This is a genomic window from Polaromonas sp. Polasp52 (assembly GCF_059491565.1).
Genome location: NZ_CP168513.1, coordinates 2,843,171 through 2,862,864, shown reverse-complemented (window position 1 = coordinate 2,862,864; position 19,694 = coordinate 2,843,171). Strand labels below are relative to the sequence as shown.

General features: G+C 62.2%; 27 protein-coding genes. 2 read left to right on the top strand and 25 right to left on the bottom strand.

All coding sequences use genetic code 11. The features are described from left to right. Positions 1-4: 4 nt before the first annotated feature. The 25 genes from rplQ to ACEN9P_RS13300 form a co-directional block, all read right to left on the bottom strand. A complete protein-coding gene (gene rplQ / locus ACEN9P_RS13420) occupies positions 5-406 on the bottom strand; it encodes a 50S ribosomal protein L17 (protein WP_007869297.1) in 402 nt (133 codons plus the stop codon). Between the two features lie 92 nt (positions 407-498). Next, entirely contained in the window at positions 499-1,488 is a 990-nt protein-coding gene (locus tag ACEN9P_RS13415) for a DNA-directed RNA polymerase subunit alpha (RefSeq protein ID WP_007869294.1), read from the bottom strand. 94 nt (positions 1,489-1,582) lie between these two features. Continuing rightward, on the bottom strand, positions 1,583-2,206 hold the full coding sequence (rpsD, locus tag ACEN9P_RS13410; RefSeq protein ID WP_007869291.1) for a 30S ribosomal protein S4: 624 nt from the start codon (positions 2,204-2,206) through the stop codon (positions 1,583-1,585). 132 nt (positions 2,207-2,338) lie between these two features. After that, positions 2,339-2,743 carry a 30S ribosomal protein S11 gene (gene rpsK / locus ACEN9P_RS13405; RefSeq protein WP_007869288.1) on the bottom strand — a complete coding sequence of 135 codons (405 nt, stop codon included), beginning with the start codon at positions 2,741-2,743 and terminating at the stop codon, positions 2,339-2,341. Between the two features lie 13 nt (positions 2,744-2,756). Further along, positions 2,757-3,122 carry a 30S ribosomal protein S13 gene (rpsM, locus tag ACEN9P_RS13400; protein ID WP_074579313.1) on the bottom strand — a complete coding sequence of 122 codons (366 nt, stop codon included), beginning with the start codon at positions 3,120-3,122 and terminating at the stop codon, positions 2,757-2,759. A 24-nt stretch (positions 3,123-3,146) separates the two neighbouring features. Next, positions 3,147-3,260 (bottom strand): 50S ribosomal protein L36, encoded by a 114-nt coding sequence (rpmJ, locus tag ACEN9P_RS13395; RefSeq protein ID WP_028820150.1) that lies wholly within the window; start codon positions 3,258-3,260, stop codon positions 3,147-3,149. A gap of 30 nt (positions 3,261-3,290) precedes the next feature. Further along, positions 3,291-3,509: a translation initiation factor IF-1 gene (gene infA, locus ACEN9P_RS13390; protein ID WP_007869286.1), complete on the bottom strand. Its 219-nt coding sequence runs from the start codon at positions 3,507-3,509 to the stop codon at positions 3,291-3,293. 18 nt (positions 3,510-3,527) lie between these two features. After that, a complete protein-coding gene (secY, locus tag ACEN9P_RS13385) occupies positions 3,528-4,847 on the bottom strand; it encodes a preprotein translocase subunit SecY (RefSeq protein WP_495619522.1) in 1,320 nt (439 codons plus the stop codon). 20 nt (positions 4,848-4,867) lie between these two features. Continuing rightward, positions 4,868-5,299 (bottom strand): 50S ribosomal protein L15, encoded by a 432-nt coding sequence (gene rplO, locus ACEN9P_RS13380; RefSeq protein ID WP_007869279.1) that lies wholly within the window; start codon positions 5,297-5,299, stop codon positions 4,868-4,870. 13 nt (positions 5,300-5,312) lie between these two features. Further along, on the bottom strand, positions 5,313-5,495 hold the full coding sequence (gene rpmD / locus ACEN9P_RS13375) for a 50S ribosomal protein L30 (protein ID WP_007869277.1): 183 nt from the start codon (positions 5,493-5,495) through the stop codon (positions 5,313-5,315). Positions 5,496-5,507: 12 nt separating this feature from the next. Further along, positions 5,508-6,026, bottom strand: a complete 519-nt coding sequence (gene rpsE / locus ACEN9P_RS13370) for a 30S ribosomal protein S5 (RefSeq protein WP_036838811.1) — start codon at positions 6,024-6,026, stop codon at positions 5,508-5,510. A 17-nt stretch (positions 6,027-6,043) separates the two neighbouring features. After that, the gene (gene rplR, locus ACEN9P_RS13365; protein WP_007869273.1) at positions 6,044-6,409 is read right to left on the bottom strand and encodes a 50S ribosomal protein L18; all 366 of its coding nucleotides are present in this window, start codon (positions 6,407-6,409) and stop codon (positions 6,044-6,046) included. Positions 6,410-6,420: 11 nt separating this feature from the next. Then, positions 6,421-6,954, bottom strand: a complete 534-nt coding sequence (gene rplF, locus ACEN9P_RS13360) for a 50S ribosomal protein L6 (RefSeq protein WP_007869269.1) — start codon at positions 6,952-6,954, stop codon at positions 6,421-6,423. 24 nt (positions 6,955-6,978) lie between these two features. Next, complete coding sequence (gene rpsH / locus ACEN9P_RS13355; protein WP_477661526.1) at positions 6,979-7,374, bottom strand: 30S ribosomal protein S8; 396 nt, start codon at positions 7,372-7,374, stop codon at positions 6,979-6,981. An 18-nt stretch (positions 7,375-7,392) separates the two neighbouring features. After that, complete coding sequence (rpsN, locus tag ACEN9P_RS13350) at positions 7,393-7,698, bottom strand: 30S ribosomal protein S14 (protein ID WP_007869264.1); 306 nt, start codon at positions 7,696-7,698, stop codon at positions 7,393-7,395. Between the two features lie 8 nt (positions 7,699-7,706). Further along, positions 7,707-8,282, bottom strand: a complete 576-nt coding sequence (gene rplE / locus ACEN9P_RS13345; protein WP_413326983.1) for a 50S ribosomal protein L5 — start codon at positions 8,280-8,282, stop codon at positions 7,707-7,709. Between the two features lies 1 nt (position 8,283). Beyond that, the gene (gene rplX, locus ACEN9P_RS13340) at positions 8,284-8,604 is read right to left on the bottom strand and encodes a 50S ribosomal protein L24 (protein ID WP_495619521.1); all 321 of its coding nucleotides are present in this window, start codon (positions 8,602-8,604) and stop codon (positions 8,284-8,286) included. Positions 8,605-8,613: 9 nt separating this feature from the next. Then, complete coding sequence (gene rplN, locus ACEN9P_RS13335; RefSeq protein ID WP_007869247.1) at positions 8,614-8,982, bottom strand: 50S ribosomal protein L14; 369 nt, start codon at positions 8,980-8,982, stop codon at positions 8,614-8,616. 352 nt (positions 8,983-9,334) lie between these two features. Further along, a complete protein-coding gene (locus ACEN9P_RS13330; RefSeq protein ID WP_477661525.1) occupies positions 9,335-10,924 on the bottom strand; it encodes a glycerol-3-phosphate dehydrogenase/oxidase in 1,590 nt (529 codons plus the stop codon). A 136-nt stretch (positions 10,925-11,060) separates the two neighbouring features. Beyond that, on the bottom strand, positions 11,061-12,791 hold the full coding sequence (locus ACEN9P_RS13325; protein WP_413326977.1) for an ABC transporter substrate-binding protein: 1,731 nt from the start codon (positions 12,789-12,791) through the stop codon (positions 11,061-11,063). A gap of 108 nt (positions 12,792-12,899) precedes the next feature. After that, a complete protein-coding gene (locus ACEN9P_RS13320) occupies positions 12,900-13,208 on the bottom strand; it encodes a DUF2160 domain-containing protein (protein WP_477661524.1) in 309 nt (102 codons plus the stop codon). Positions 13,209-13,221: 13 nt separating this feature from the next. Next, positions 13,222-14,034, bottom strand: coding sequence for a carbohydrate ABC transporter permease (locus ACEN9P_RS13315; RefSeq protein WP_074579302.1), 813 nt, complete (start codon positions 14,032-14,034; stop codon positions 13,222-13,224). After that, positions 14,031-14,921, bottom strand: a complete 891-nt coding sequence (locus ACEN9P_RS13310; RefSeq protein ID WP_477661523.1) for a carbohydrate ABC transporter permease — start codon at positions 14,919-14,921, stop codon at positions 14,031-14,033. Before ACEN9P_RS13310 ends, ACEN9P_RS13315 begins: the two co-directional genes overlap by 4 nt. Continuing rightward, on the bottom strand, positions 14,918-15,997 hold the full coding sequence (locus ACEN9P_RS13305; RefSeq protein WP_495619520.1) for an ABC transporter ATP-binding protein: 1,080 nt from the start codon (positions 15,995-15,997) through the stop codon (positions 14,918-14,920). Before ACEN9P_RS13305 ends, ACEN9P_RS13310 begins: the two co-directional genes overlap by 4 nt. After that, complete coding sequence (locus ACEN9P_RS13300) at positions 15,984-17,069, bottom strand: ABC transporter ATP-binding protein (RefSeq protein ID WP_495619519.1); 1,086 nt, start codon at positions 17,067-17,069, stop codon at positions 15,984-15,986. The genes ACEN9P_RS13305 and ACEN9P_RS13300 overlap by 14 nt, the downstream gene beginning before the upstream one ends. Positions 17,070-17,369: 300 nt before the next feature. Between ACEN9P_RS13300 and ACEN9P_RS13295 the strand changes: the two genes are divergently transcribed. Next, positions 17,370-18,137: a DeoR/GlpR family DNA-binding transcription regulator gene (locus ACEN9P_RS13295; RefSeq protein WP_477661520.1), complete on the top strand. Its 768-nt coding sequence runs from the start codon at positions 17,370-17,372 to the stop codon at positions 18,135-18,137. A 36-nt stretch (positions 18,138-18,173) separates the two neighbouring features. Beyond that, on the top strand, positions 18,174-19,667 hold the full coding sequence (gene glpK, locus ACEN9P_RS13290; protein WP_495619518.1) for a glycerol kinase GlpK: 1,494 nt from the start codon (positions 18,174-18,176) through the stop codon (positions 19,665-19,667). Positions 19,668-19,694 lie beyond the last annotated feature (27 nt).

Below are 19,694 nucleotides of genomic sequence, written 5' to 3'. Positions count from 1 at the left end.
TAGCTTACTCTGCCTTGGCCGCGTCAGCGGTAGTGTCTTCCGACACTTCAGGGCGGTCCACCAGTTCGACCAGGGCCATGGGCGCATTGTCGCCAACGCGGAAACCCATCTTCAGGATGCGGGTGTAGCCGCCGGGACGGGCCTTGTAGCGAGGGCCGATTTCAGCGAACAGCTTGACGACCATGTCACGGTCGCGCAGGCGGTCGAATGCCAGGCGCTTGTTGGCCAGGGTGGGTTCCTTGCCCAGGGTGATCATGGGCTCGACCACGCGGCGCAATTCCTTGGCCTTGGGCAGAGTGGTCTTGATGACTTCGTGCTGCAGCAGCGAGTTCATCATGTTGCGCAGCATGGCGAGGCGGTGCTCGCTGGTGCGGTTGAGTTTACGTAGTCCGTGTCCGTGGCGCATGATCAATTTCCTTTTTTAAAATCCGGGCAGCCGTATCAGGTACTGCCCGTGCGAGACCCCTTTGAGGCGGGTCTTGTGGGTTCAACAACTAATTAACGCTTGTCCAGGCCGGCGGGAGGCCAGCTTTCCAGGCGCATGCCGAGGGTGAGGCCGCGGGAGGCCAGCACTTCCTTGATTTCATTGAGGGATTTACGTCCCAGATTGGGGGTCTTGAGCAGCTCGTTTTCAGTGCGCTGGATCAGATCGCCAATGTAGTAAATGTTTTCGGCCTTGAGGCAGTTGGCCGAGCGCACGGTGAGTTCGAGCTCGTCGACGGGGCGCAGCAGGATGGGGTCGAACTGCTGCGAGCTGCGCTGAACGGGCGCGTCGAACGCGGCCAGTTCATTGCCTTCGAGCTGCGCGAACACCGCGAGCTGCTCAACCAGGATCTTGGCCGAGGCACGGACTGCGTCTTCAGCAGTTACGGCGCCGTTGGTTTCGATTTCCAGCACGAGCTTGTCGAGGTCGGTGCGCTGCTCGACGCGGGCGCTTTCGACGGTGTAGCTCACGCGCTTGACGGGCGAGAACGAGGCGTCCAGCACGATGCGGCCGATGGATTTCGGCGACTCGTCGCCGTAGCGGCGCTGGTTGCCGGGCACATAGCCGCGGCCGTTTTCAACCTTGATCTGCATGTCGATCTTGCCGCCGTGCGACAGGTTCACGATGACGTGCTCAGGGTTGATGATTTCCACGTCGTGCGGCGTCTGGATGTCGGCGGCGGTGACGGGGCCTTCGCCGTCCTTGCGCAGGCTCAGCGTGACTTCATCGCGGTTGTGGAGCTTGAACACCACACCCTTGAGGTTCAACAGGATGTTGACGACGTCTTCCTGCACACCGTCGATGGACGAGTACTCGTGCAGGACACCCGCGATGGTGACTTCGGTGGCGGCGTGGCCGACCATGGACGACAACAGTACGCGGCGCAGTGCGTTGCCCAGCGTGTGGCCGTAGCCGCGCTCGAAGGGCTCCAGAGTCACCTTGGCGCGGTTGGCGCCAAGCTGCTCAACATTGATGGTTTTTGGTTTCAACAAATTGGTCTGCATGCAGTCTTCCTCTCAATACCCTCGGTTCGTTACACCGATAAGGCCGGCGAAGCACACCCTGGCGGCACGGTGCCCCGTGCCGCAGGAACGAAAATTAGCGTGAGTACAACTCGACGATCAACGATTCGTTGATGTCGGCGGCGAACTCATCGCGGTCAGGAACCTTCTTGAAGGTGCCTTCGCCCTTGTCGGCGTTCACATCGACCCAGGCGGGCAGGCCGACCTGTTTTGCGAGCTCGAGGGCTTCGGTGATGCGGGTCTGCTTCTTCGACTTCTCGCGCACGGCGATAACGTCGCCGGTCTTGACCATGTACGAAGGAATGTTGACCGTGCCGCCGTTGACCGTGATGGCCTTGTGCGACACCAGCTGGCGTGCTTCAGCGCGGGTCGAGCCGAAGCCCATGCGGTACACCACGTTGTCCAGGCGGCATTCCAGGATGAACAACAGGTTGGCGCCGGTGTTGCCCTTGCGGCGATCGGCTTCTTCGAAGTAGCGGCGGAATTGCTTCTCGAGCACGCCGTACATGCGCTTGACTTTTTGCTTTTCGCGCAGTTGCAGGCCGAAGTCGGAAGTACGGGTACCGGAGGTACGGCCGTGCTGGCCCGGCTTGGAGTCGAATTTGGCCTTGTCGCTGATGGCGCGGCGGGCGCTCTTCAGGAACAGGTCGGTGCCTTCACGGCGGGATAGTTTGGCCTTGGGGCCGAGATAACGTGCCACTTGAGTGTCCTTTTTTCATCTGCTGCATTTACATGCAGGAGCCGGAGGTCGTGACCTGCCGGCGGTGGGCTTGGTAAAAATGCCTGGTATCTGACGGGCTATAACGCCCGCCGGACAGCCAGGCACGGGGGATTAAATGCGGCGGCGCTTTTGCGGGCGGCAGCCGTTGTGCGGAACCGGGGTCACGTCGGCAATGGAATTGATCCGGATGCCCAGTGCGCCCAATGCGCGAACAGACGATTCACGGCCGGGACCAGGACCCTTGATTTCGACGTCAAGGTTCTTGATGCCCTGCTCAATGGCGGCGCGGCCGGCGACTTCCGAAGCGACCTGCGCTGCGAAAGGCGTGGATTTGCGCGAGCCCTTGAAGCCCTGGCCACCGGAGGAAGCCCAGGACAAGGCATTGCCCTGGCGATCCGTGATGGTGATGATCGTGTTGTTGAAAGAAGCGTGCACGTGGGCGATGCCATCGGCCACGTTCTTGCGAACTTTCTTGCGAACGCGCTGTGCGGCGTTATTGCTTGGTGATTTTGCCATGACGACCTCTCAATTATTTCTTCAAAGCTGCAGCGGCCTTGCGCGGACCCTTGCGGGTGCGGGCGTTGGTCCGGGTGCGCTGGCCGCGCATGGGCAGGCCACGACGGTGGCGGAAGCCGCGGTAGCAGCCGATGTCCATCAGGCGCTTGATGTTCATCGTGGTTTCACGACGCAAGTCACCTTCGATGGTGAACAGGGCGATCTGCTCACGGATTTTTTCCAGGTCGCCGTCGGTCAGGTCTTTGACCTTCTTGGCGTAGGCGATGTCGCATGCTTCGCAAATCTTGCGAGCGCGCGTGCGACCGATGCCAAAGATAGCAGTCAAGCCGATTTCGGCGTGCTGCTGCGGCGGAATATTGATACCAGCGATACGAGCCATGTTCGTCCTCTAAAACTCTTGAAATCAGCCTTGACGCTGTTTGTGGCGCGGGTCCGTGCAGATCACACGGACAACGCCCTTGCGACGGATAACCTTGCAGTTGCGGCAAATCTTCTTGACCGAAGCTGAAACTCTCATTTCTATTACTCCTAAACTTTCACTCTGTGCCTACTTGGCACGGAAAACAATGCGTGCCCGCGATAAATCGTAAGGCGTCAATTCAACCGTCACCTTGTCACCGGGAAGGATGCGGATGTAGTGCATACGCATTTTTCCCGAGATGTGCCCCAGTACTACATGTCCATTTTCAAGCTTCACCCTGAAAGTTGCATTGGGGAGGTTTTCCACAACCTCGCCTTGCATCTGGATCACATCGTCTTTAGACATATCCCATCAAATACCCAGTTAACCGCCCAGTGACGTCTTGAAGTTCGCCTTTTTAAGCAACGACTCATACTGTTGCGACATCATGTAGTTCTGCACCTGGGCCATGAAATCCATGGTCACCACGACAATAATCATCAACGACGTGCCGCCGAAATAGAAAGGCACGTTGTATTTCAAAATCAGAAACTCCGGCAGCAGACACACGAATGTGATGTACACCGCACCTGCCAGCGTCAAGCGCACCAGGATTTTGTCAATGTAGCGCGCCGTCTGGTCACCAGGCCGGATGCCGGGAATGAAGGCGCCGCTCTTTTTCAGGTTGTCCGCCGTTTCACGGCTGTTGAACACCAGGGCCGTGTAGAAGAAGCAGAAAAACACAATCGCGCTGGCATACAGCATCACGTAGATCGGCTGGCCGGGTGTCAGCGTGCTGGCGATGTCTTTCAGCCAACGCATGCTGTCACCGGCGCTGAACCAGCCCACCACCGTCGCCGGCAACAGGATGATCGACGAGGCGAAGATCGGAGGGATCACGCCCGCCATGTTCAGCTTCAGCGGCAAGTGCGACGACTGGCCGCCGTAGACCTTGTTGCCCACCTGGCGCCGCGCGTAATTCACGAGAATCTTGCGCTGCCCGCGTTCAACGAACACCACGAAATAGGTCACCAGCACGACGACCAGGACAATGATGATCGCCACAATAATGCTCATGGCGCCGGTACGCACCAGCTCCAGCAAACCGCCCATCGCGTTCGGCAAACCGGCCGCGATACCCGCAAAGATCAGGATCGAGATACCGTTGCCCAGGCCGCGCTCGGTGATCTGCTCACCCAGCCACATCAGGAACATGGTGCCGGCCGTCAGGCTGAAAACCGCCGTCATGCGGAACCCGAAACCAGGCGCCAGCACCAGACCCGGCGAGCTTTCCAGTGCCACGGCAATGCCCATGGACTGGAACAAAGCCAGGGCCAGCGTGCCGTAGCGCGTGTACTGGGTAATCTTGCGGCGGCCGCTTTCACCCTCTTTTTTCATCTGCTCGAACGTCGGAACGACGTAGGTCATCAGTTGCATGATGATCGAGGCCGAGATGTAGGGCATGATGCCCAGGGCAAACACGGTGAATCGCGACAGGGCACCACCCGAGAACATATTGAACAGGTTCAATATGCCGCCTTGCTGGCCCTTGAAAAGCTCTTTCAGCTGGCCAGGGTCTATCCCAGGCACCGGGATGTGCGCGCCAATGCGGTACACCACCAGGGCCAGCAGCAAAAACACAAGCCTGTTGCGCAGGTCACCGTACTTGCCGGTTTTCGCAATTTGAGCCGAGTTGGTTGCCACTGATTTGTCCAGTCAGGTATTTAAGCGATGGAGCCGCCGGCGGCTTCGATCACGGCCTTGGCAGCCGCCGTGGCGGAAATGCCGTTCAGCTTCACAGCCTTGGTCAGTTCGCCGGTCTTGATGACCTTGACGTTCTTGGCCAGCTGGCCCACCAGGCCGGCCGTCTTCAGCGCCAGCAGATCCACTTCGGCCAGGCCGAGCTGCTCCAGCGCGCCGAGGGTGACCTCTGCGTTGAACTTCAGCAGGTGCGACTTGAAGCCGCGCTTGGGCAGGCGACGCTGCATGGGCATTTGACCGCCCTCGAAGCCCACCTTGTGGTAGCCGCCCGCACGGGACTTCTGGCCCTTGTGGCCGCGACCCGACGTTTTGCCCAGGCCGGAGCCGATGCCGCGGCCGACACGGCGCTTGGCATGTTTGGCGCCTTGGCCAGGCTTGATTCCGTTCAATTCCATGATGAGTCTCCGCTCAGACAATCTTGACCAGATAGCTGATCTTGTTGATCATGCCGCGCACTGCGGGCGTGTCCTGCAGTTCGCTGACGCTATTGACGCCACGCAGGCCCAGACCGCGCACGGTGGCGCGATGCGATTCCTTGGTGCCAATCGGGCTGCGAACCAGCTGGACTTTGAGTTTGGTTTCTTTGGTCATTTCAATGCCGCCTTAACCGAAGATTTCTTCGACAGACTTGCCACGCTTGGCCGCGATTTCCGAGGCGGTCGTGGAGTTGTTCAGTGCATCCATGGTGGCACGCACCATGTTGTAGGGATTGCTCGAACCATGGCTCTTGGCCACGATGTCGGTAATGCCCATGACTTCAAAAACAGCGCGCATCGGGCCGCCGGCAATGATGCCGGTACCCTTGGGAGCCGGCGCCATCATGACGCTGGCCGCACCGTGGTGGCCGAACACATTGTGGTGAAGGGTACCGTTCTTCAACGAGACCTTGGTCATGTTGCGGCGCGCTTCTTCCATGGCCTTTTGCACGGCTGCTGGCACTTCTTTCGACTTGCCCTTGCCCATGCCGACGCGGCCGTCACCGTCACCAACCACCGTGAGTGCGGCGAAACCGAGGATACGGCCGCCCTTCACGACTTTGGTCACGCGGTTAACCGCGATCATTTTTTCCTTCAGACCATCGTCTGGAGCGTCGTTGTTCGATTTTGCTTGAAACTTAGCCATACTTAATTCCAGTCTGCTTAGAACTGCAAACCAGCTTCGCGAGCCGCATCAGCCAGCGCTTTGACGCGGCCGTGGTACGCAAAACCGGCGCGATCAAACGCCACTTTTTCTACACCTGCTGCTTTTGCCTTCTCGGCAATGCGCTTGCCAATGGCTTGCGCGGCAGCAACGTTTCCGCCTTTACCCGAGGCGCCGATTTCCTTGCGCACTTCGACTTCCGCGGTGGAAGCGGCAGCCAGAACCTTGGTGCCGTCGCCAGAGATAACGCTGGCGTAGATGTGCAGATTGGTGCGGTTGACGGTCAGACGGGCAACGCCTTGCGTGGCAATGCGGATGCGGGTCTGGCGTGAACGACGAAGGCGCTGCTCTTTTTTGGTCAACATGATGCAGCTCCTTATTTCTTCTTGGTTTCTTTGATCGTGATTTTCTCATCCGCATAACGGATGCCCTTGCCCTTGTAAGGCTCGGGAGGACGGACGGCGCGCACTTCGGCGGCGATCTGTCCCACACGCTGGCGATCGGAACCCTTGATCACGACTTCGGTCGGGGTGGGCGTTTCGACCTTGATACCGGCCGGCATGTCCATCACCACCGGATGGGAGTAACCCACCGTCAGGTTCAGCTTGGCGCCTTGGGCCTGGGCTTTGTAACCCACGCCGATCAGGCTGAGCTTCTTCTCGAAGCCCTTGGTCACGCCCGTCACCATGTTGTTCACGAGCTGGCGCATCGTGCCGCTCATGGCGTTGGCTTCACGCGAGTCGTTGGCCGGCGCAAAGGTCAGCTTGCCGGCATCGTTCTTGATGGTGACAAGCGCGTTCTGGGCCAGCGCCAGGGTGCCGAGGGCGCCCTTGACGTTGATCTGGTCGTCTTTCATGGCCACGTCCACGCCCTGGGGGACGGAGACCGGCATTTTTCCTACACGAGACATTTCAGTTTCTCCTCAATGCCGCCGTTAGGCCACGTAGCAAAGCACTTCACCACCGATACCGGTAGCGCGGGCTTTACGATCGGTCATGACGCCTTTCGGGGTCGTGACAATTGCCACACCAAGGCCGTTCATGACCTGGGGGATGGCGCCATGGCCTTTGTAGACGCGGAGACCGGGGCGGCTGACGCGCTCGATGCGCTCAATCACGGGGCGGCCTGCGTAATACTTCAGGGCGATTTCCAGCTGGGACTTGCCGTCGTCGGTCTTGACGGAGAAGCCATCGATGTAGCCCTCATCCTTCAGCACCTGCGCGATGGCAACTTTGACTTTCGACGACGGCACCAGCACAACGGCTTTTTCAACCATTTGTGCATTGCGGATGCGGGTCAACATGTCGGCGATAGGATCACTCATGCTCATTTTGCGGTTCTCCTATGCTTACCAGCTTGCCTTGGTGATACCAGGGATATCACCAGCAAAAGCCAACTCGCGAATCTTGGCGCGAGCCAGGCCGAATTGACGGAACGTACCGCGCGGGCGACCCGTGATCTCGCAGCGGTTGCGCTGGCGAGTCGGGTTGGCGTTGCGGGGCAACTTTTGCAGCTCAAGGCGAGCCAGGGCGCGCTCTTCATCGGAGCGCTTGGCGTCGTTGGACGCAGCCTTGAGTTCAGCGTATTTTTTGGCGAACTTGGCGGCGAGTTTCTCGCGCTTCAGTTCACGTTGCAGTAAAGCTTGTTTTGCCATGTCCCGCCTCAGTTCTTGAACGGAAAACGGAAAGCGGTGAGGAGCGCCTTGCACTCTTCATCGGTCTTTGCCGTGGTGGTGATGCTGATATTGAGACCGCGCAGGGCGTCAACCTTGTCGTACTCGATCTCAGGGAAAATGATCTGCTCTTTCACGCCGATGTTGTAGTTTCCGCGGCCGTCGAAGGCCCGGCCGGAAATACCGCGGAAGTCGCGCACGCGAGGCAGAGCCACGGTGACGAAACGATCGAGGAACTCATACATCTTCACGCCGCGCAGGGTCACCATGCAGCCGATGGGCAGGTCTTCGCGGATCTTGAAACCGGCGATAGCCTTCTTGGCCTTGGTCACGACGGGCTTCTGGCCGGCGATCTTGGTCATGTCGCCGACGGCGTTGTCCATGACCTTCTTGTCGGCGACAGCCTCGCTCACACCCATGTTGAGCGTGATCTTGGTGATGCGGGGAACCTGCATCGGCGAGGTGTAGCCGAATTTTTCAACCAGGCTGGGGGCGATTTTTTCGCGGTACTGGGTTTGCAGGCGGGCCTGCAAAGCAGCTTGTGCTGCGGGTGCGGTCTTTGCCATGTTATGCAACCTTGATTTCTTCGCCGCTGGACTTGAAGACGCGCACTTTCTTGCCGTCAGCCAGGAGCTTGATGCCAACGCGATCCGCCTTGCCGGTTGCGGCATTGAAGATTGCCACGTTCGACTGGTGAATCGGCATGCTTTTTTCGACGATGCCGCCGGTGGTGCCCTTCAGAGGGTTGGGCTTGGTGTGTTTTTTCACCAGGTTAATGCCCTCAACCACGACATGGCCGTCGTCTTTGCGCAGCGAAATCTTGCCGCGCTTGCCTTTGTCGCGACCGGCGATCACGATGATCTCGTCGCCCTTACGAATCTTGTTCATGGCGCGTCCTTACAGAACTTCAGGAGCCAGGGACACGATCTTCATGAACTTTTCAGTGCGCAGTTCGCGCGTCACTGGTCCGAAGATGCGGGTGCCGATAGGCTCCAGCTTGGCGTTAAGCAACACGGCTGCGTTGCCATCGAATTTGACGAGGGAGCCGTCACCGCGGCGGATGCCCTTGGCGGTGCGAACGACCACAGCGCTGTAAACCTCGCCTTTTTTGACGCGGCCACGCGGAGCGGCTTCTTTGATGCTCACCTTGATGACGTCACCAACGCTGGCGTACCGGCGCTTGGAGCCGCCCAGAACCTTGATGCACATCACGGACTTGGCACCCGTGTTGTCAGCAACATCGAGCTTGGATTGCGTTTGAATCATTTAAATGTGTTCCCAACTTGCACCGGAAGACAACCCCTTGAGATCGCCAGCCAATCAGTCTTGGGCCTGTCGTCCACACCACAAACCACTTGTGATGCTTCCGTTAGGCAGAATTCCTCGCCTTTTTAGAGCGAAGCCCACGATTATCACTGAATCGCCTGGCAGTGTCAACCGGCTGGTGTGAAAATATCCCAACAGCGCTTTTGCATGCGGGCCTGGCGGCCCAGGAACCGCAAAGCCGCGGCTGGAACCGGTGCCCCCGAGGGAGTGAATTTCAGGGATGAAATCTAGCCTGGCATCAATACCAGAAAGAAAAGTCCGCTATAAAAAGCGGAGCGATTCAGGGCAGTACTCAGTCGGGCAGGCTCAGGTATTGGCCGCAGAGCGCCAAAAATGCGTCGAGCTGCGGATCCACCCCGTTTTCCTGCTGCAGCAGGGCCGCCACTTCCGGCCCCAGGGTCCGGGCCAGCGCGGCGTCCAGGAACAGCAGCCGCGAACGCCGCGCCAGCACGTCTTCCACCGTGCGCGCATATTCATGGCGGGCGGCAAAGCGCACCATGGCCTCGGTCAGGCCGCCGCCCAGCTCGTGGCCGGCGCCCGGCAGGCTGTCCAGGGAAGCCGCCTCGCTGCCATATAGATGAGGGCCGGGGGCCTCGCTGATCTTATGACCCGAGTTGTGAGCGCCAACTAACTTCAAATGCGCGGTGGTGCTGGCGGCCCGCGCGGGCAGCAGGGCCGCGCCAAAACATTTGTCCAGCACGTCCTCCGCCATGGCGCGGTAAGTGGTCCATTTGCCGCCGGTCACCGTGACCAGGCCGCTTTTGCTGACCAGCACCGTGTGCTCGCGCGACAGGGCCTGGGTGCTGCCGGCATCCTCGTCCGGCGGCTTGACCAGCGGCCGCAGGCCCACCCAAATGCTTTTGATGTCAGCCGGGCCCGGGGCGCGGCTCAGGTAACGCGCCGACTCGCGCAGGATGAAATCGACCTCTTCCCGGAAAGGCAGCGGCTCGCGGGCCAGGTCGTGGCGCGGCGTGTCGGTGGTGCCCAAAATGGTTTTGCCCAGCCAGGGCACGGCAAACAGCACCCGGCCGTCGGCCGTCTTGGGCACCAGCAGGGCATGGTCGGTGGGCAAAAACGAGCGGTCCACCACGATATGGACACCCTGGCTGGGCGCAACCATGGGCTTGGTGTCGCGGCCTATGGCCTGGCCGTCCTGCAGGCGCAGCTGGTCCACCCAGACGCCGGCGGCGTTCACCACGCAGCTCGCGCGGATCTCAAATGTGCGGCCGGTTTCCTGGTCGCGCGCATGCAGGCCGGCCAGCTTGCCGCCTTCATGGATCAGGCCGGTGGCCTCACAGTAATTGACCAGCAGCGCTCCCTGGCGCGCGGCTGTGCGGGCCAGCGCCAGCGCCAGCCGCGCGTCGTCGAACTGGCCGTCCCAGTACTTGACGCCGCCCTTGAGGTCGCGCGGCTGCACCGTCGGCAAATACGCCAGGGTTTCCTGGCGATTGAGGAATTCGGTCGCGCCCAGGCCGGCCTTGCCGGCCAGCGCGTCGTACATCTTGAGCCCTATGCCGTAGAACGGCGCCTCCCAGAATTTGTAGGAAGGCATGACAAAAGGCAGCGGCTGCGCCAGATGCGGTGCATTGGCCAGCAAGGTGGTGCGCTCCAGCAAGGCCTCGCGCACCAGTGAAATATTGCCCTGCGCGAGGTAGCGCACGCCGCCGTGCACCAGCTTGGTGGCGCGCGAGGAGGTGCCCTTGGCAAAGTCGTGCGACTCCACCAGCACCACGGAAAACCCGCGCGCGGCGGCGTCAAGCGCCACGCCCAGGCCGGTGGCGCCGCCGCCGATGATGGCGATGTCGTAGTGGCGAGGCGCGGCCAGGCTGTCCATCAAGTCCTGGCGCCGCGTGGCGGCAGCAGGTGCGAATTCAGTCGACATGGGCTTTGATTCCCGTTCCATACAAACCCATTTTTTTAAAGTGGCGACGAGCTTACCCCAGCGCCGTGGCGGCAAGCGCCGCCCTCATCCGCAAAAAAGGGCCGTGCGGCACCCAAGCGCCGCACGGCCCCGCGGTTTAACGCACCTTGCCGTCTTTCCAGGCCTGCAGCAACTTGTCGTAGTTGATGGTTTCGCCCTTGGGCTTTTCATTGGCCAGCTTGGCCCATGGCGCGCCCTTGTCGCTCAGCCATTTGGCCGGGTCGCTCTTGGGGTTGAGCTTGGGCGCGCAGTGGGCCATGCCGGCGCGCTCCAGGCGTCCCATCACCTGGTCCATCTCGTCGGCCAGGTTGTCCATCGCGCCTTGCGGCGTTTTTTCACCCGTCACAGCCTGCGCCACGTTCTTCCACCAGAGCTGCGCCAGCTTGGGGTAGTCGGGCACGTTGTTGCCGGTCGGCGTCCAGGCCACGCGGGCCGGGCTGCGGTAGAACTCGATCAGGCCGCCGTAGTTGGCGGCGTTCTTGGTGAAGTACTCGTGGTGGATGTCGCTGTCGCGGATGAAGGTCAGGCCCACCACCGATTTTTTGGCCGAAACGGTCTTGGAGGTGATGAACTGCGCATACAGCCAGGCGGCGGCGACCTTGTTGGCATCATGGTCCTTGAAGAAGGTCCAGGAGCCCACGTCCTGGTAGCCGTTTTGCATGCCCTGCTTCCAGTAGGGGCCGTTGGGGCCGGGCGCCATGCGCCACTTCGGCGTGCCGTCGGCGTTCACGACCGGCAGGCCCTTCTTGGTCATGTCGGCGGTAAAGGCCGTGTACCAGAAGATCTGCTGGGCGATCTGACCCTGGGCCGGCACCGGGCCGGCCTCGCCGAAGGTCATGCCGCTAGCTTCCTTGGGTGCGTACTTCTTCATCCAGTCCACATACTTGGTCAGCGCGTACACCGCGGCCGGCGAATTGGTGGCGCCGCCGCGCGCCACCGAGGCGCCCACCGGCGTGCACTTGTCGGCCGCCACGCGGATACCCCACTCGTCCACCGGCATGCCGTTGGGAATGCCCTTGTCGGCGGTCCCGGCCATGGACAGCCAGGCGTCGGTAAAGCGCCAGCCCAGCGACGGATCCTTTTTGCCGTAGTCCATGTGGCCGTAAATGGGCTTGCCGTCTATGGTCTTCACGTCGTTGGTGAAGAACTCGGCGATGTCTTCATAGGCGCTCCAGTTCAGCGGCACGCCCAAGTCGTAGCCGTATTTGGCCTTGAACTTGTCCTGCAGGTCCTTGCGCGCGAACAGGTCGGCGCGGAACCAGTAAAGGTTGGCGAACTGCTGGTCGGGCAGCTGGTAGAGCTTGCCATCGGGCGCCGTCGTGAAGCTGGTGCCGATGAAGTCCTTGAGGTCCAGGCCCGGGTTGGTGTATTCCTTGCCCGCGCCGGCCATATAGTCGGACAGCGCCAGGATCTTGCCGTAGCGGTAGTGGGTGCCTATCAGGTCGGAGTCGGAGATCCAGCCGTCGTAAATCGACTTGCCCGATTGCATGGAGGTCTGCAGTTTTTCAACCACGTCGCCTTCCTGGATGATGTCGTGCTTGACCTTGATACCGGTGATTTCCTCAAAGGCCTTGGCCAGCGTCTTGGATTCGTACTCGTGGGTGGTGATGGTCTCGGACACCACCGAGATTTCCTTCACGCCCTTGGCCTGCAGCTTCTTGGCCGCGTCGATGAACCACTTCATCTCCGCCTGCTGCTTGTCCTTGGACAGCGTGGAAGGCTGGAATTCGCTGTCGATCCATTTCTTCGCTTCGGCCTCGCCGGCCCAGCCGGGGCTGGCCATGGCACACACCGCGGCCACTGCCAGTGCCGTATAACGCATCTTCATGACTTGTCTCCTCATTGGTTCACTCCCCGTGGTTGAAGGCTTGTTCGGCTCCGGGGAATATGAGCCGGGTTCCTTTTTCTGCGCACTTCTTTCTTCCTCACGTCCTGCCTAGCCCTTGCGCATGATCCATGCGAGCAAGACCATGGACAGCACAAAACTGATCCAGATGGAGGGGTCCGCCTCCAGCCCCAGCCAGCCGGCCAGCTTGCCGCTGATGCCGACAAAAATCAGGTTCACATAGGCCGCGCTGAGCAGGCCTATGAACAATCGGTCGCCGCGCGTGGTTTCCAGCGGCAGGAAGCCGCGCCGCATCGTCGTCGGCGACTTGATCTCCCACACCGTCATGCCCACCAGCATCAGCACGATGCAGCTGAAAAAAACCGCCACCGGCGTCGTCCAGGCCATCCACTCAAACATCTGTCATCTCCTTCTAGACCCTGCCCATCGCGAAACCCTTCGCGATGTAATTGCGCACAAACCAGATCACGATCGCGCCCGGGACTATGGTCAGCACGCCGGCCGCCGCCAGCGTGGCCCAGTCCATGCCCGAGGCCGACACCGTGCGCGTCATGGTCGCGACGATGGGCTTGGCGTTGACGCTGGTCAGCGTGCGCGCCAGCAGCAGCTCCACCCAGCTGAACATGAAGCAGAAAAAAGCCGCCACGCCCACGCCGGCCTTGATCAGCGGCAGGAAGATGCGCGTGAAAAAGCGCGGGAAGGAATAACCGTCGATGTAGGCGGTCTCGTCGATCTCGCGCGGAATGCCGCTCATGAAGCCTTCCAGGATCCACACCGCCAGCGGCACGTTGAACAGCAGGTGGGCCAGCGCCACCGCGATGTGGGTGTCCATCAGGCCCACCGTGGTGTAGAGCTGGAAGAAGGGCAGCAAAAACACCGCGGGCGGGGTCATGCGGTTGGTCAGCAGCCAGAAGAACACATGCTTGTCGCCCAGGAAGCTGTAGCGCGAGAACGCATAGGCGGCCGGCAAGGCCACGGTGATGGAGATCACCGTGTTGATGGCGACGTAGATCAGGCTGTTGATGTAGCCCGAATACCAGGACGGATCGGTGAAGATGGTCTTGTAGTTGTCCCAGGTGAATTGCTGGGGAAAGAAGGAAAAGCTCGACAGGATCTCGCTGTTGGTCTTGAAGCTCATGTTGACCATCCAGTAGATGGGCAGCAGCGCGAACAGGATGTAGGCGATGAGGAACAGCGTGCGAGCCTGGAATTTCGGTGTGTTCATTCCACGCCCTCCTTCTCCTGCGTACCCACCCGCTGCATCCAGTTATAGAGGATGAAGCACAGCAGCAGGATGATCAAAAAGTAAATCAGCGAGAAAGCCGCCGCCGGGCCCAGGTCGAACTGGCCGACGGCTTTTTGCGTGAGGTATTGCGACAGGAAGGTCGTGGCATTGCCCGGCCCGCCGCCCGTGAGCACAAAAGGCTCGGTGTAGATCATGAAGCTGTCCATGAAGCGCAGCAGCACGGCGATCATCAGCACACCGCGCATTTTCGGCAGCTGGATGTAGCGGAACACCGCGAACTTGCTGGCGCCGTCTATGCGCGCGGCCTGGTAGTAGGCGTCGGGAATCGAGCGCAGGCCGGCGTAACCCAGCAAGGCCACCAGCGGCGTCCAGTGCCAGACATCCATCATCAGCACCGTGATCCAGGCGTGCGTGGCATTGCCGGTGTAGCTGTAGTCAAAGCCCACCTTCTGCAGCATCGCGCCCAGCAGGCCTATGTCGGCCCGGCCGTAGATCTGCCAGATGGTGCCGACCACATTCCAGGGGATCAGCAGCGACAGGGCGACCAGCACCAGCACCAGCGAGGCTTTCCAGCCCTGCGCCGGCATGGACAGCGCCAGCGCGATGCCCAGCGGGATCTCGACCGCCAGCACCGCCAGCGAGAACGTGAGCTGCCGCCACAGCGCCGCATGCAAATCCTCGTCACGCATGACGGACGCAAACCACTCGGTGCCGACAAACACGCGGCGCTCGGGCGAGATGATGTCCTGCACCGAATAGTTGACCACCGTCATCAGCGGCAGGATGGCGGAAAAGGCCACGCAGATGATGACCGGCAGCACCAGCAGCCAGGCCTTCTGGTTAACAGGCTTCGTCGTCGTGCTCATGCTTCCACCAGTTCATCGTTGAGGTACAGGCAGGTGTGCGTGCCCATGACCTGCAGCCAGATCTCTTCGCCGACCTGCGGTGCGCGTGAGGCGGGGTTCAGGCGGGCTTTCAGGGTGTGCTCGCCGATGCGCGCCGTCAGCATCCAGTGCGTGCCTATGTCCTGCACCAGCGTGACGGTGAAGGGCAGCGCCGCCGGGTCGCCGGGCGCGGTCTTCACCACATACTCGGGGCGCACGCCCAGCTTGAGCTCGCCGTCGGGCATGGCGCGCCCGGGCGGCAGTGCCAGCGGCCGGTCCGCGACGCGCAGCGCACCGCCGGACACCGTGGCCGGCAGGAAGTTCATGCCGGGCGAGCCGATGAAGTGGCCGACAAAGGTATGGCGGGGCCGCTCGAACAGCGCGTCGGCCGAGCCGGTCTGCACCGCGCGGCCGCGCGTCATCACCACCACCTCTTCGGCAAAGGTCAGCGCCTCGACCTGGTCGTGCGTGACGTAGATCAGCGTGAGCTTGAGCTCGTGGTGGATCTGCTTGAGCTTGCGCCGCAGCTGCCATTTGAGGTGCGGGTCGATCACGGTGAGCGGCTCGTCGAACAGCACGGCCGACACGTCGGGCCGCACCAGGCCGCGGCCCAGCGAGATCTTCTGCTTGGCGTCCGCCGCCAGCCCGGCCGCGCGCTGGTTGAGCTGGCCGCTCATGTCCAGCATCTCGGCGATTTCGCCCACGCGTTTTTTGATCTGCTCTTCGGGCACCTTGCGGTTGCGCAGCGGAAAGGCCAGGTTCTCGGCCACCGTCATGGTGTCGTAGATCACCGGGAACTGGAAAACCTGCGCGATGTTGCGCTGCTGCGGCGTCGCGCGCGTCACGTCCACGCCGTCGAACTTGACGCTGCCCTGCGAGGGCACCAGCAGGCCGGACATGATGTTGAGCATGGTGGTTTTACCGCAGCCCGAGGGGCCCAGCAGCGCGTAGGCGCCGCCGTCGCGAAAGCTCATGGTCAGCGGCAGCAGCGCGTAGTCGCTGTCCTCGCGCGGGTTGGGCCGGTAGGCATGGGCCAGGTCCAGGTCAATGCGCGCCATGAGACCTCCGTGGAGCCAAAAGCAACGCGCCTTCGGCGTCGAAAACATAAACCTGCGCCGGGTCCAGGTACAGGGTGACGGGCGCGCCCAGGTCAAAGTAGTGCACACCCGTGAGCTGCGCCACCAGTTCGCCCACGGCCGTTGCCACGTGGACAAAGGTGTCGGAGCCCGAGATCTCGGCCAGCTCGACCTTGCCGGGCAGTGCCACGTCGCCTTCGCGGGCCGTGACGCGCAGGGCGCTTCCGCGAACCCCTGCCGTGAAAGAGGCCAGGCGCTGCGCCGGTGCGTCCGGCAGCTTCAGCGCCAGCGCCGGGCCGCCCGCCAGCTGCAGGCCCTGGGCGGCGGGCAGCGCCGCGACCAGATTCATGGGCGGGTCGCTGAAGGCCCGCGCCACACGCAGCGACTGCGGCGCGTGGAAAACCTCGGCCGTCGGGCCATACTGCAGCAGCTCACCGCCGTCCATCACGGCGGTGTAGCCCCCCAGCAGCAGGGCTTCGCCGGGCTCGGTGGTGGCGTAAATGACCGTGGAGTCGCCCGCGGCGAAGAGCTGGGTCAGTTCCTCGCGCAATTCCTCGCGCAGCTTGTAGTCGAGGTTGACCAGCGGCTCGTCCAGCAGCATCAGCGGCGCGCCCTTGGCCAGCGCACGCGCCAGGGCCACGCGCTGCTGCTGCCCGCCCGAGAGTTCAGCCGGGTAGCGGTCCAGAAACATGTCGATGTGCAGGCGCTCGGCCAGGCCGCGCACCTTGCGCTCTATGTCTTTTTCGCCGCGCAGCTTGAGCGGCGAGGCGATGTTGTCGGCCACGCGCAGCGAGGGGTAGTTGATGAACTGCTGGTAGACCATGGCAACGTTGCGCTCGCGCACCGGCATGCCGGTCACGTCGGCCTGGTTGACCAGGACCTTGCCGTGCGTGGGGACGTCCAGGCCGGCCATGATGCGCATCAGGCTGGTCTTGCCGGCCTGCGTGGCGCCCAGCAAGACCGTGACTTCGCCGCTGCGCGGCGCCAGGCTCATGTCGTACAGCCATTGCTCGGCGCCGACCTTTTTGCTGATCTGGTCCAGGGACAGCTGCATCACGCCGCTCCCCCGCCCCGCTGGGGCCGGAACAGGCCGCCGGGCACCCCGGACGGGGCCAGGGCAGGCAAGAAATTTGAAACAGTCAACAAGAAAGCGTCTCCCGAGGATTTGTAGACAGAACTTGATAAGTTCGGTTTTTTTCTATTTTTCTTCCTTTCTGATTGTTTTATCTAATTGTTTTCCCTTATCTGTTTCCTTTTGTTTCGATATAAAGTTTCCCCAAGGCCATACAGCTGTCATTCTTAGGTCCTTTTAATTCCCCGATTTCCCCTTAGATCCCCCCAGACTTGGACCCGCGTGAACTCCAATCCCAGGCAAATCAAGCTTCTTGACGTGGTCCGCGCCCACGGCTCGGCCTCCGTCGAGCAGCTTGCCGACAAGCTCAACGTCACCCTGCAGACCGTCAGGCGGGACGTGCAGCGCCTGTCCGAAGCCGGCTTGCTGACGCGCTTTCACGGCGGCGTGCGGGTGCCCACGTCGACCATTGAAAACATCGCGCACCGCCAACGCGAAAGCCTGAATGCCGAAGGCAAGGCGCGTATCGCCGAGGCGGTTGCCAGGCGCATCCCCAACGACTGCTCGCTGATCCTGAACATAGGCACCACCACCGAAGCCGTCGCCAAGGCCTTGCTGAACCACAAGGGACTGCGCGTCATCACCAACAACCTCAATGTGGCGGCCATCCTGTGCGGCAACACCGACTGCGAGGTCATCGTGGCCGGCGGCGTGGTGCGCGCGCGCGACCGCGGCATCGTGGGCGAGGCGGCGGTGGACTTCATGCGCCAGTTCCGCGTCGACATCGCCGTCATCGGCATTTCCGGCATAGAGCCCGACGGCTCGCTGCGCGACTTCGACTACCGCGAGGTCAAGGTCGCGCAGACCATCATCGAGCACGCCCGCGAGGTCTGGCTGGCCGCCGACAGCAGCAAATTCAACCGCCCGGCCATGGTCGAGCTGGCCAGGCTTTCACAGATCGACCGGCTGTTCACCGACATGCCGCCGCCCGAGCCCTTCCCGGCCCTGCTGGAGGAAGCGGACGTGAGCTGCGAAGTGGCCCATTCCTGAGCGCCGGGCAACAGCGGTTTTCATACACTCCAGCGCATGACCTACCTCCTTGCCCTCGACCAGGGAACCTCGAGTTCCCGCAGCATCGTGTTTGACGAACACGGCCACATCGTGGCCCTGGCGCAGCAGGAGCTGCCGCAGATCTACCCCCGGCCCGGCTGGGTCGAGCACGACTTGAATGAAATCTGGCGCACCCAGCTGGCCACGGCGCGCGAGGTGCTGGCCAAAGCGAACATCAAGGCCGGCGACATACGCGCGCTGGGCATCACCAACCAGCGCGAAACCACCGCCCTCTGGAACCGCAAGACCGGCCAGCCGGTGCACCACGCCATCGTCTGGCAGGACAGGCGCGCCGAAGCCACCTGCGCCGAACTGCGCGAGCAGGGCAAGGAAAAACTGATCCAGTCCAAAACCGGCCTGCTGGTTGATGCCTATTTTTCAGGCACCAAGCTCAAGTGGCTGCTCGACAACGTGCCCGGCGCGCGCGCGCAGGCCGAGCGCGGCGAACTGGCTTTCGGCACCATAGACAGCTGGCTGATGTGGCAGCTCACGGGCGGCGCGCTGCATGCCACCGACGTCAGCAACGCCTCGCGCACCATGCTGTTCAATGTGCACAACAACCAGTGGGACACGGAACTGCTGGACCTGCTGGGCATCCCGGCCTCGCTGATGCCCCAGGTGCTGCCCTCCAGCGCGCATTACGGCGAGGTGCGGCCCGAGCTGCTGGGCCATGCGATTGCCATCGGCGGCGTCGCCGGCGACCAGCAAAGCGCCCTCTTCGGGCAGGCCTGCTTCAAGGCCGGCATGGCGAAAAACACCTACGGCACGGGCTGCTTCATGCTGATGCACACGGGCGGGCAGTTCCAGACTTCCCACAACGGCCTGCTGACCACCAGTGCAGCACAAGCGACCCCGCAAACCCAGTTCGCCATCGAGGGCAGCGTGTTTGTGGGCGGCGCCGTGGTGCAGTGGCTGCGCGACGGCCTGCATGCCATCAAGGGCAGCGCCGAAGTGCAGGCGCTGGCCGAAAGCGTGCCCGACTCGGGCGGCGTGATGATGGTGCCGGCCTTTACCGGCCTGGGCGCGCCCTACTGGAAACCCGACGCGCGCGGCACCATCACCGGGCTCACGCGCGGCACCACCGTCGCCCACATCGCGCGCGCCGCGCTGGAAAGCATCGCCTACCAGAGTGCGGCCCTGCTGCAGGCCATGAGCCGCGACGCGGTCGGCGCCGGTGCCGCACCCGTGGCCGAGCTGCGCGTGGACGGCGGCGCCTGCGTCAACGACCTGCTGATGCAGTTCCAGGCCGACCTGCTGGGCATCCCGGTGATACGCCCGGCCGTGATTGAAACCACCGCGCTGGGCGCCGCCTACCTGGCGGGGCTTTCCAGCGGCGTGTACCGCAGCACCGAAGAACTCTCGGGCATGTGGCGCGCCGAGCGCAAGTTTTTGCCCACCCTGGGCGCGGACCGGGCGGCCGAGCTGATGGCGCGCTGGGAGCAGGCGGTGCGGCAGACCGTGCTGCAGTGAACGCTGCCTGCGCCGCTGTCACATTTC

Excerpts from the sequence above, each read along its gene's own strand:
- ACEN9P_RS13320 (WP_477661524.1), bottom strand. The coding sequence starts at position 13,208 with ATGTTTGAGTGGATGGCCTGGACGACGCCGGTGGCGGTTTTTTTCAGC.
- rplX (WP_495619521.1), bottom strand. The coding sequence starts at position 8,604 with ATGAACAAGATTCGTAAGGGCGACGAGATCATCGTGATCGCCGGTCGC.
- rpmJ (WP_028820150.1), bottom strand. The coding sequence starts at position 3,260 with ATGAGAGTTTCAGCTTCGGTCAAGAAGATTTGCCGCAACTGCAAGGTT.
- rpsE (WP_036838811.1), bottom strand. The coding sequence starts at position 6,026 with ATGGCTAAGTTTCAAGCAAAATCGAACAACGACGCTCCAGACGATGGT.
- ACEN9P_RS13330 (WP_477661525.1), bottom strand. The coding sequence starts at position 10,924 with ATGTCGACTGAATTCGCACCTGCTGCCGCCACGCGGCGCCAGGACTTG.
- ACEN9P_RS13415 (WP_007869294.1), bottom strand. The coding sequence starts at position 1,488 with ATGCAGACCAATTTGTTGAAACCAAAAACCATCAATGTTGAGCAGCTT.
- rplE (WP_413326983.1), bottom strand. The coding sequence starts at position 8,282 with ATGGCAAAGACCGCACCCGCAGCACAAGCTGCTTTGCAGGCCCGCCTG.
- ACEN9P_RS13300 (WP_495619519.1), bottom strand. The coding sequence starts at position 17,069 with ATGCAGCTGTCCCTGGACCAGATCAGCAAAAAGGTCGGCGCCGAGCAA.
- rplR (WP_007869273.1), bottom strand. The coding sequence starts at position 6,409 with ATGTTGACCAAAAAAGAGCAGCGCCTTCGTCGTTCACGCCAGACCCGC.
- ACEN9P_RS13305 (WP_495619520.1), bottom strand. The coding sequence starts at position 15,997 with ATGGCGCGCATTGACCTGGACCTGGCCCATGCCTACCGGCCCAACCCG.
- ACEN9P_RS13325 (WP_413326977.1), bottom strand. The coding sequence starts at position 12,791 with ATGAAGATGCGTTATACGGCACTGGCAGTGGCCGCGGTGTGTGCCATG.
- rpmD (WP_007869277.1), bottom strand. The coding sequence starts at position 5,495 with ATGACCAAAGAAACCAAACTCAAAGTCCAGCTGGTTCGCAGCCCGATT.
- glpK (WP_495619518.1), top strand. The coding sequence starts at position 18,174 with ATGACCTACCTCCTTGCCCTCGACCAGGGAACCTCGAGTTCCCGCAGC.
- rplF (WP_007869269.1), bottom strand. The coding sequence starts at position 6,954 with ATGTCTCGTGTAGGAAAAATGCCGGTCTCCGTCCCCCAGGGCGTGGAC.
- ACEN9P_RS13310 (WP_477661523.1), bottom strand. The coding sequence starts at position 14,921 with ATGAGCACGACGACGAAGCCTGTTAACCAGAAGGCCTGGCTGCTGGTG.
- rplO (WP_007869279.1), bottom strand. The coding sequence starts at position 5,299 with ATGGAATTGAACGGAATCAAGCCTGGCCAAGGCGCCAAACATGCCAAG.
- ACEN9P_RS13315 (WP_074579302.1), bottom strand. The coding sequence starts at position 14,034 with ATGAACACACCGAAATTCCAGGCTCGCACGCTGTTCCTCATCGCCTAC.
- rpsM (WP_074579313.1), bottom strand. The coding sequence starts at position 3,122 with ATGGCTCGTATCGCTGGTATCAATATTCCGCCGCAGCAGCACGCCGAA.
- rpsN (WP_007869264.1), bottom strand. The coding sequence starts at position 7,698 with ATGGCAAAACAAGCTTTACTGCAACGTGAACTGAAGCGCGAGAAACTC.
- rpsK (WP_007869288.1), bottom strand. The coding sequence starts at position 2,743 with ATGGCAAAATCACCAAGCAATAACGCCGCACAGCGCGTTCGCAAGAAA.
- infA (WP_007869286.1), bottom strand. The coding sequence starts at position 3,509 with ATGTCTAAAGACGATGTGATCCAGATGCAAGGCGAGGTTGTGGAAAAC.
- rplQ (WP_007869297.1), bottom strand. The coding sequence starts at position 406 with ATGCGCCACGGACACGGACTACGTAAACTCAACCGCACCAGCGAGCAC.
- rplN (WP_007869247.1), bottom strand. The coding sequence starts at position 8,982 with ATGATTCAAACGCAATCCAAGCTCGATGTTGCTGACAACACGGGTGCC.
- rpsH (WP_477661526.1), bottom strand. The coding sequence starts at position 7,374 with ATGAGCATGAGTGATCCTATCGCCGACATGTTGACCCGCATCCGCAAT.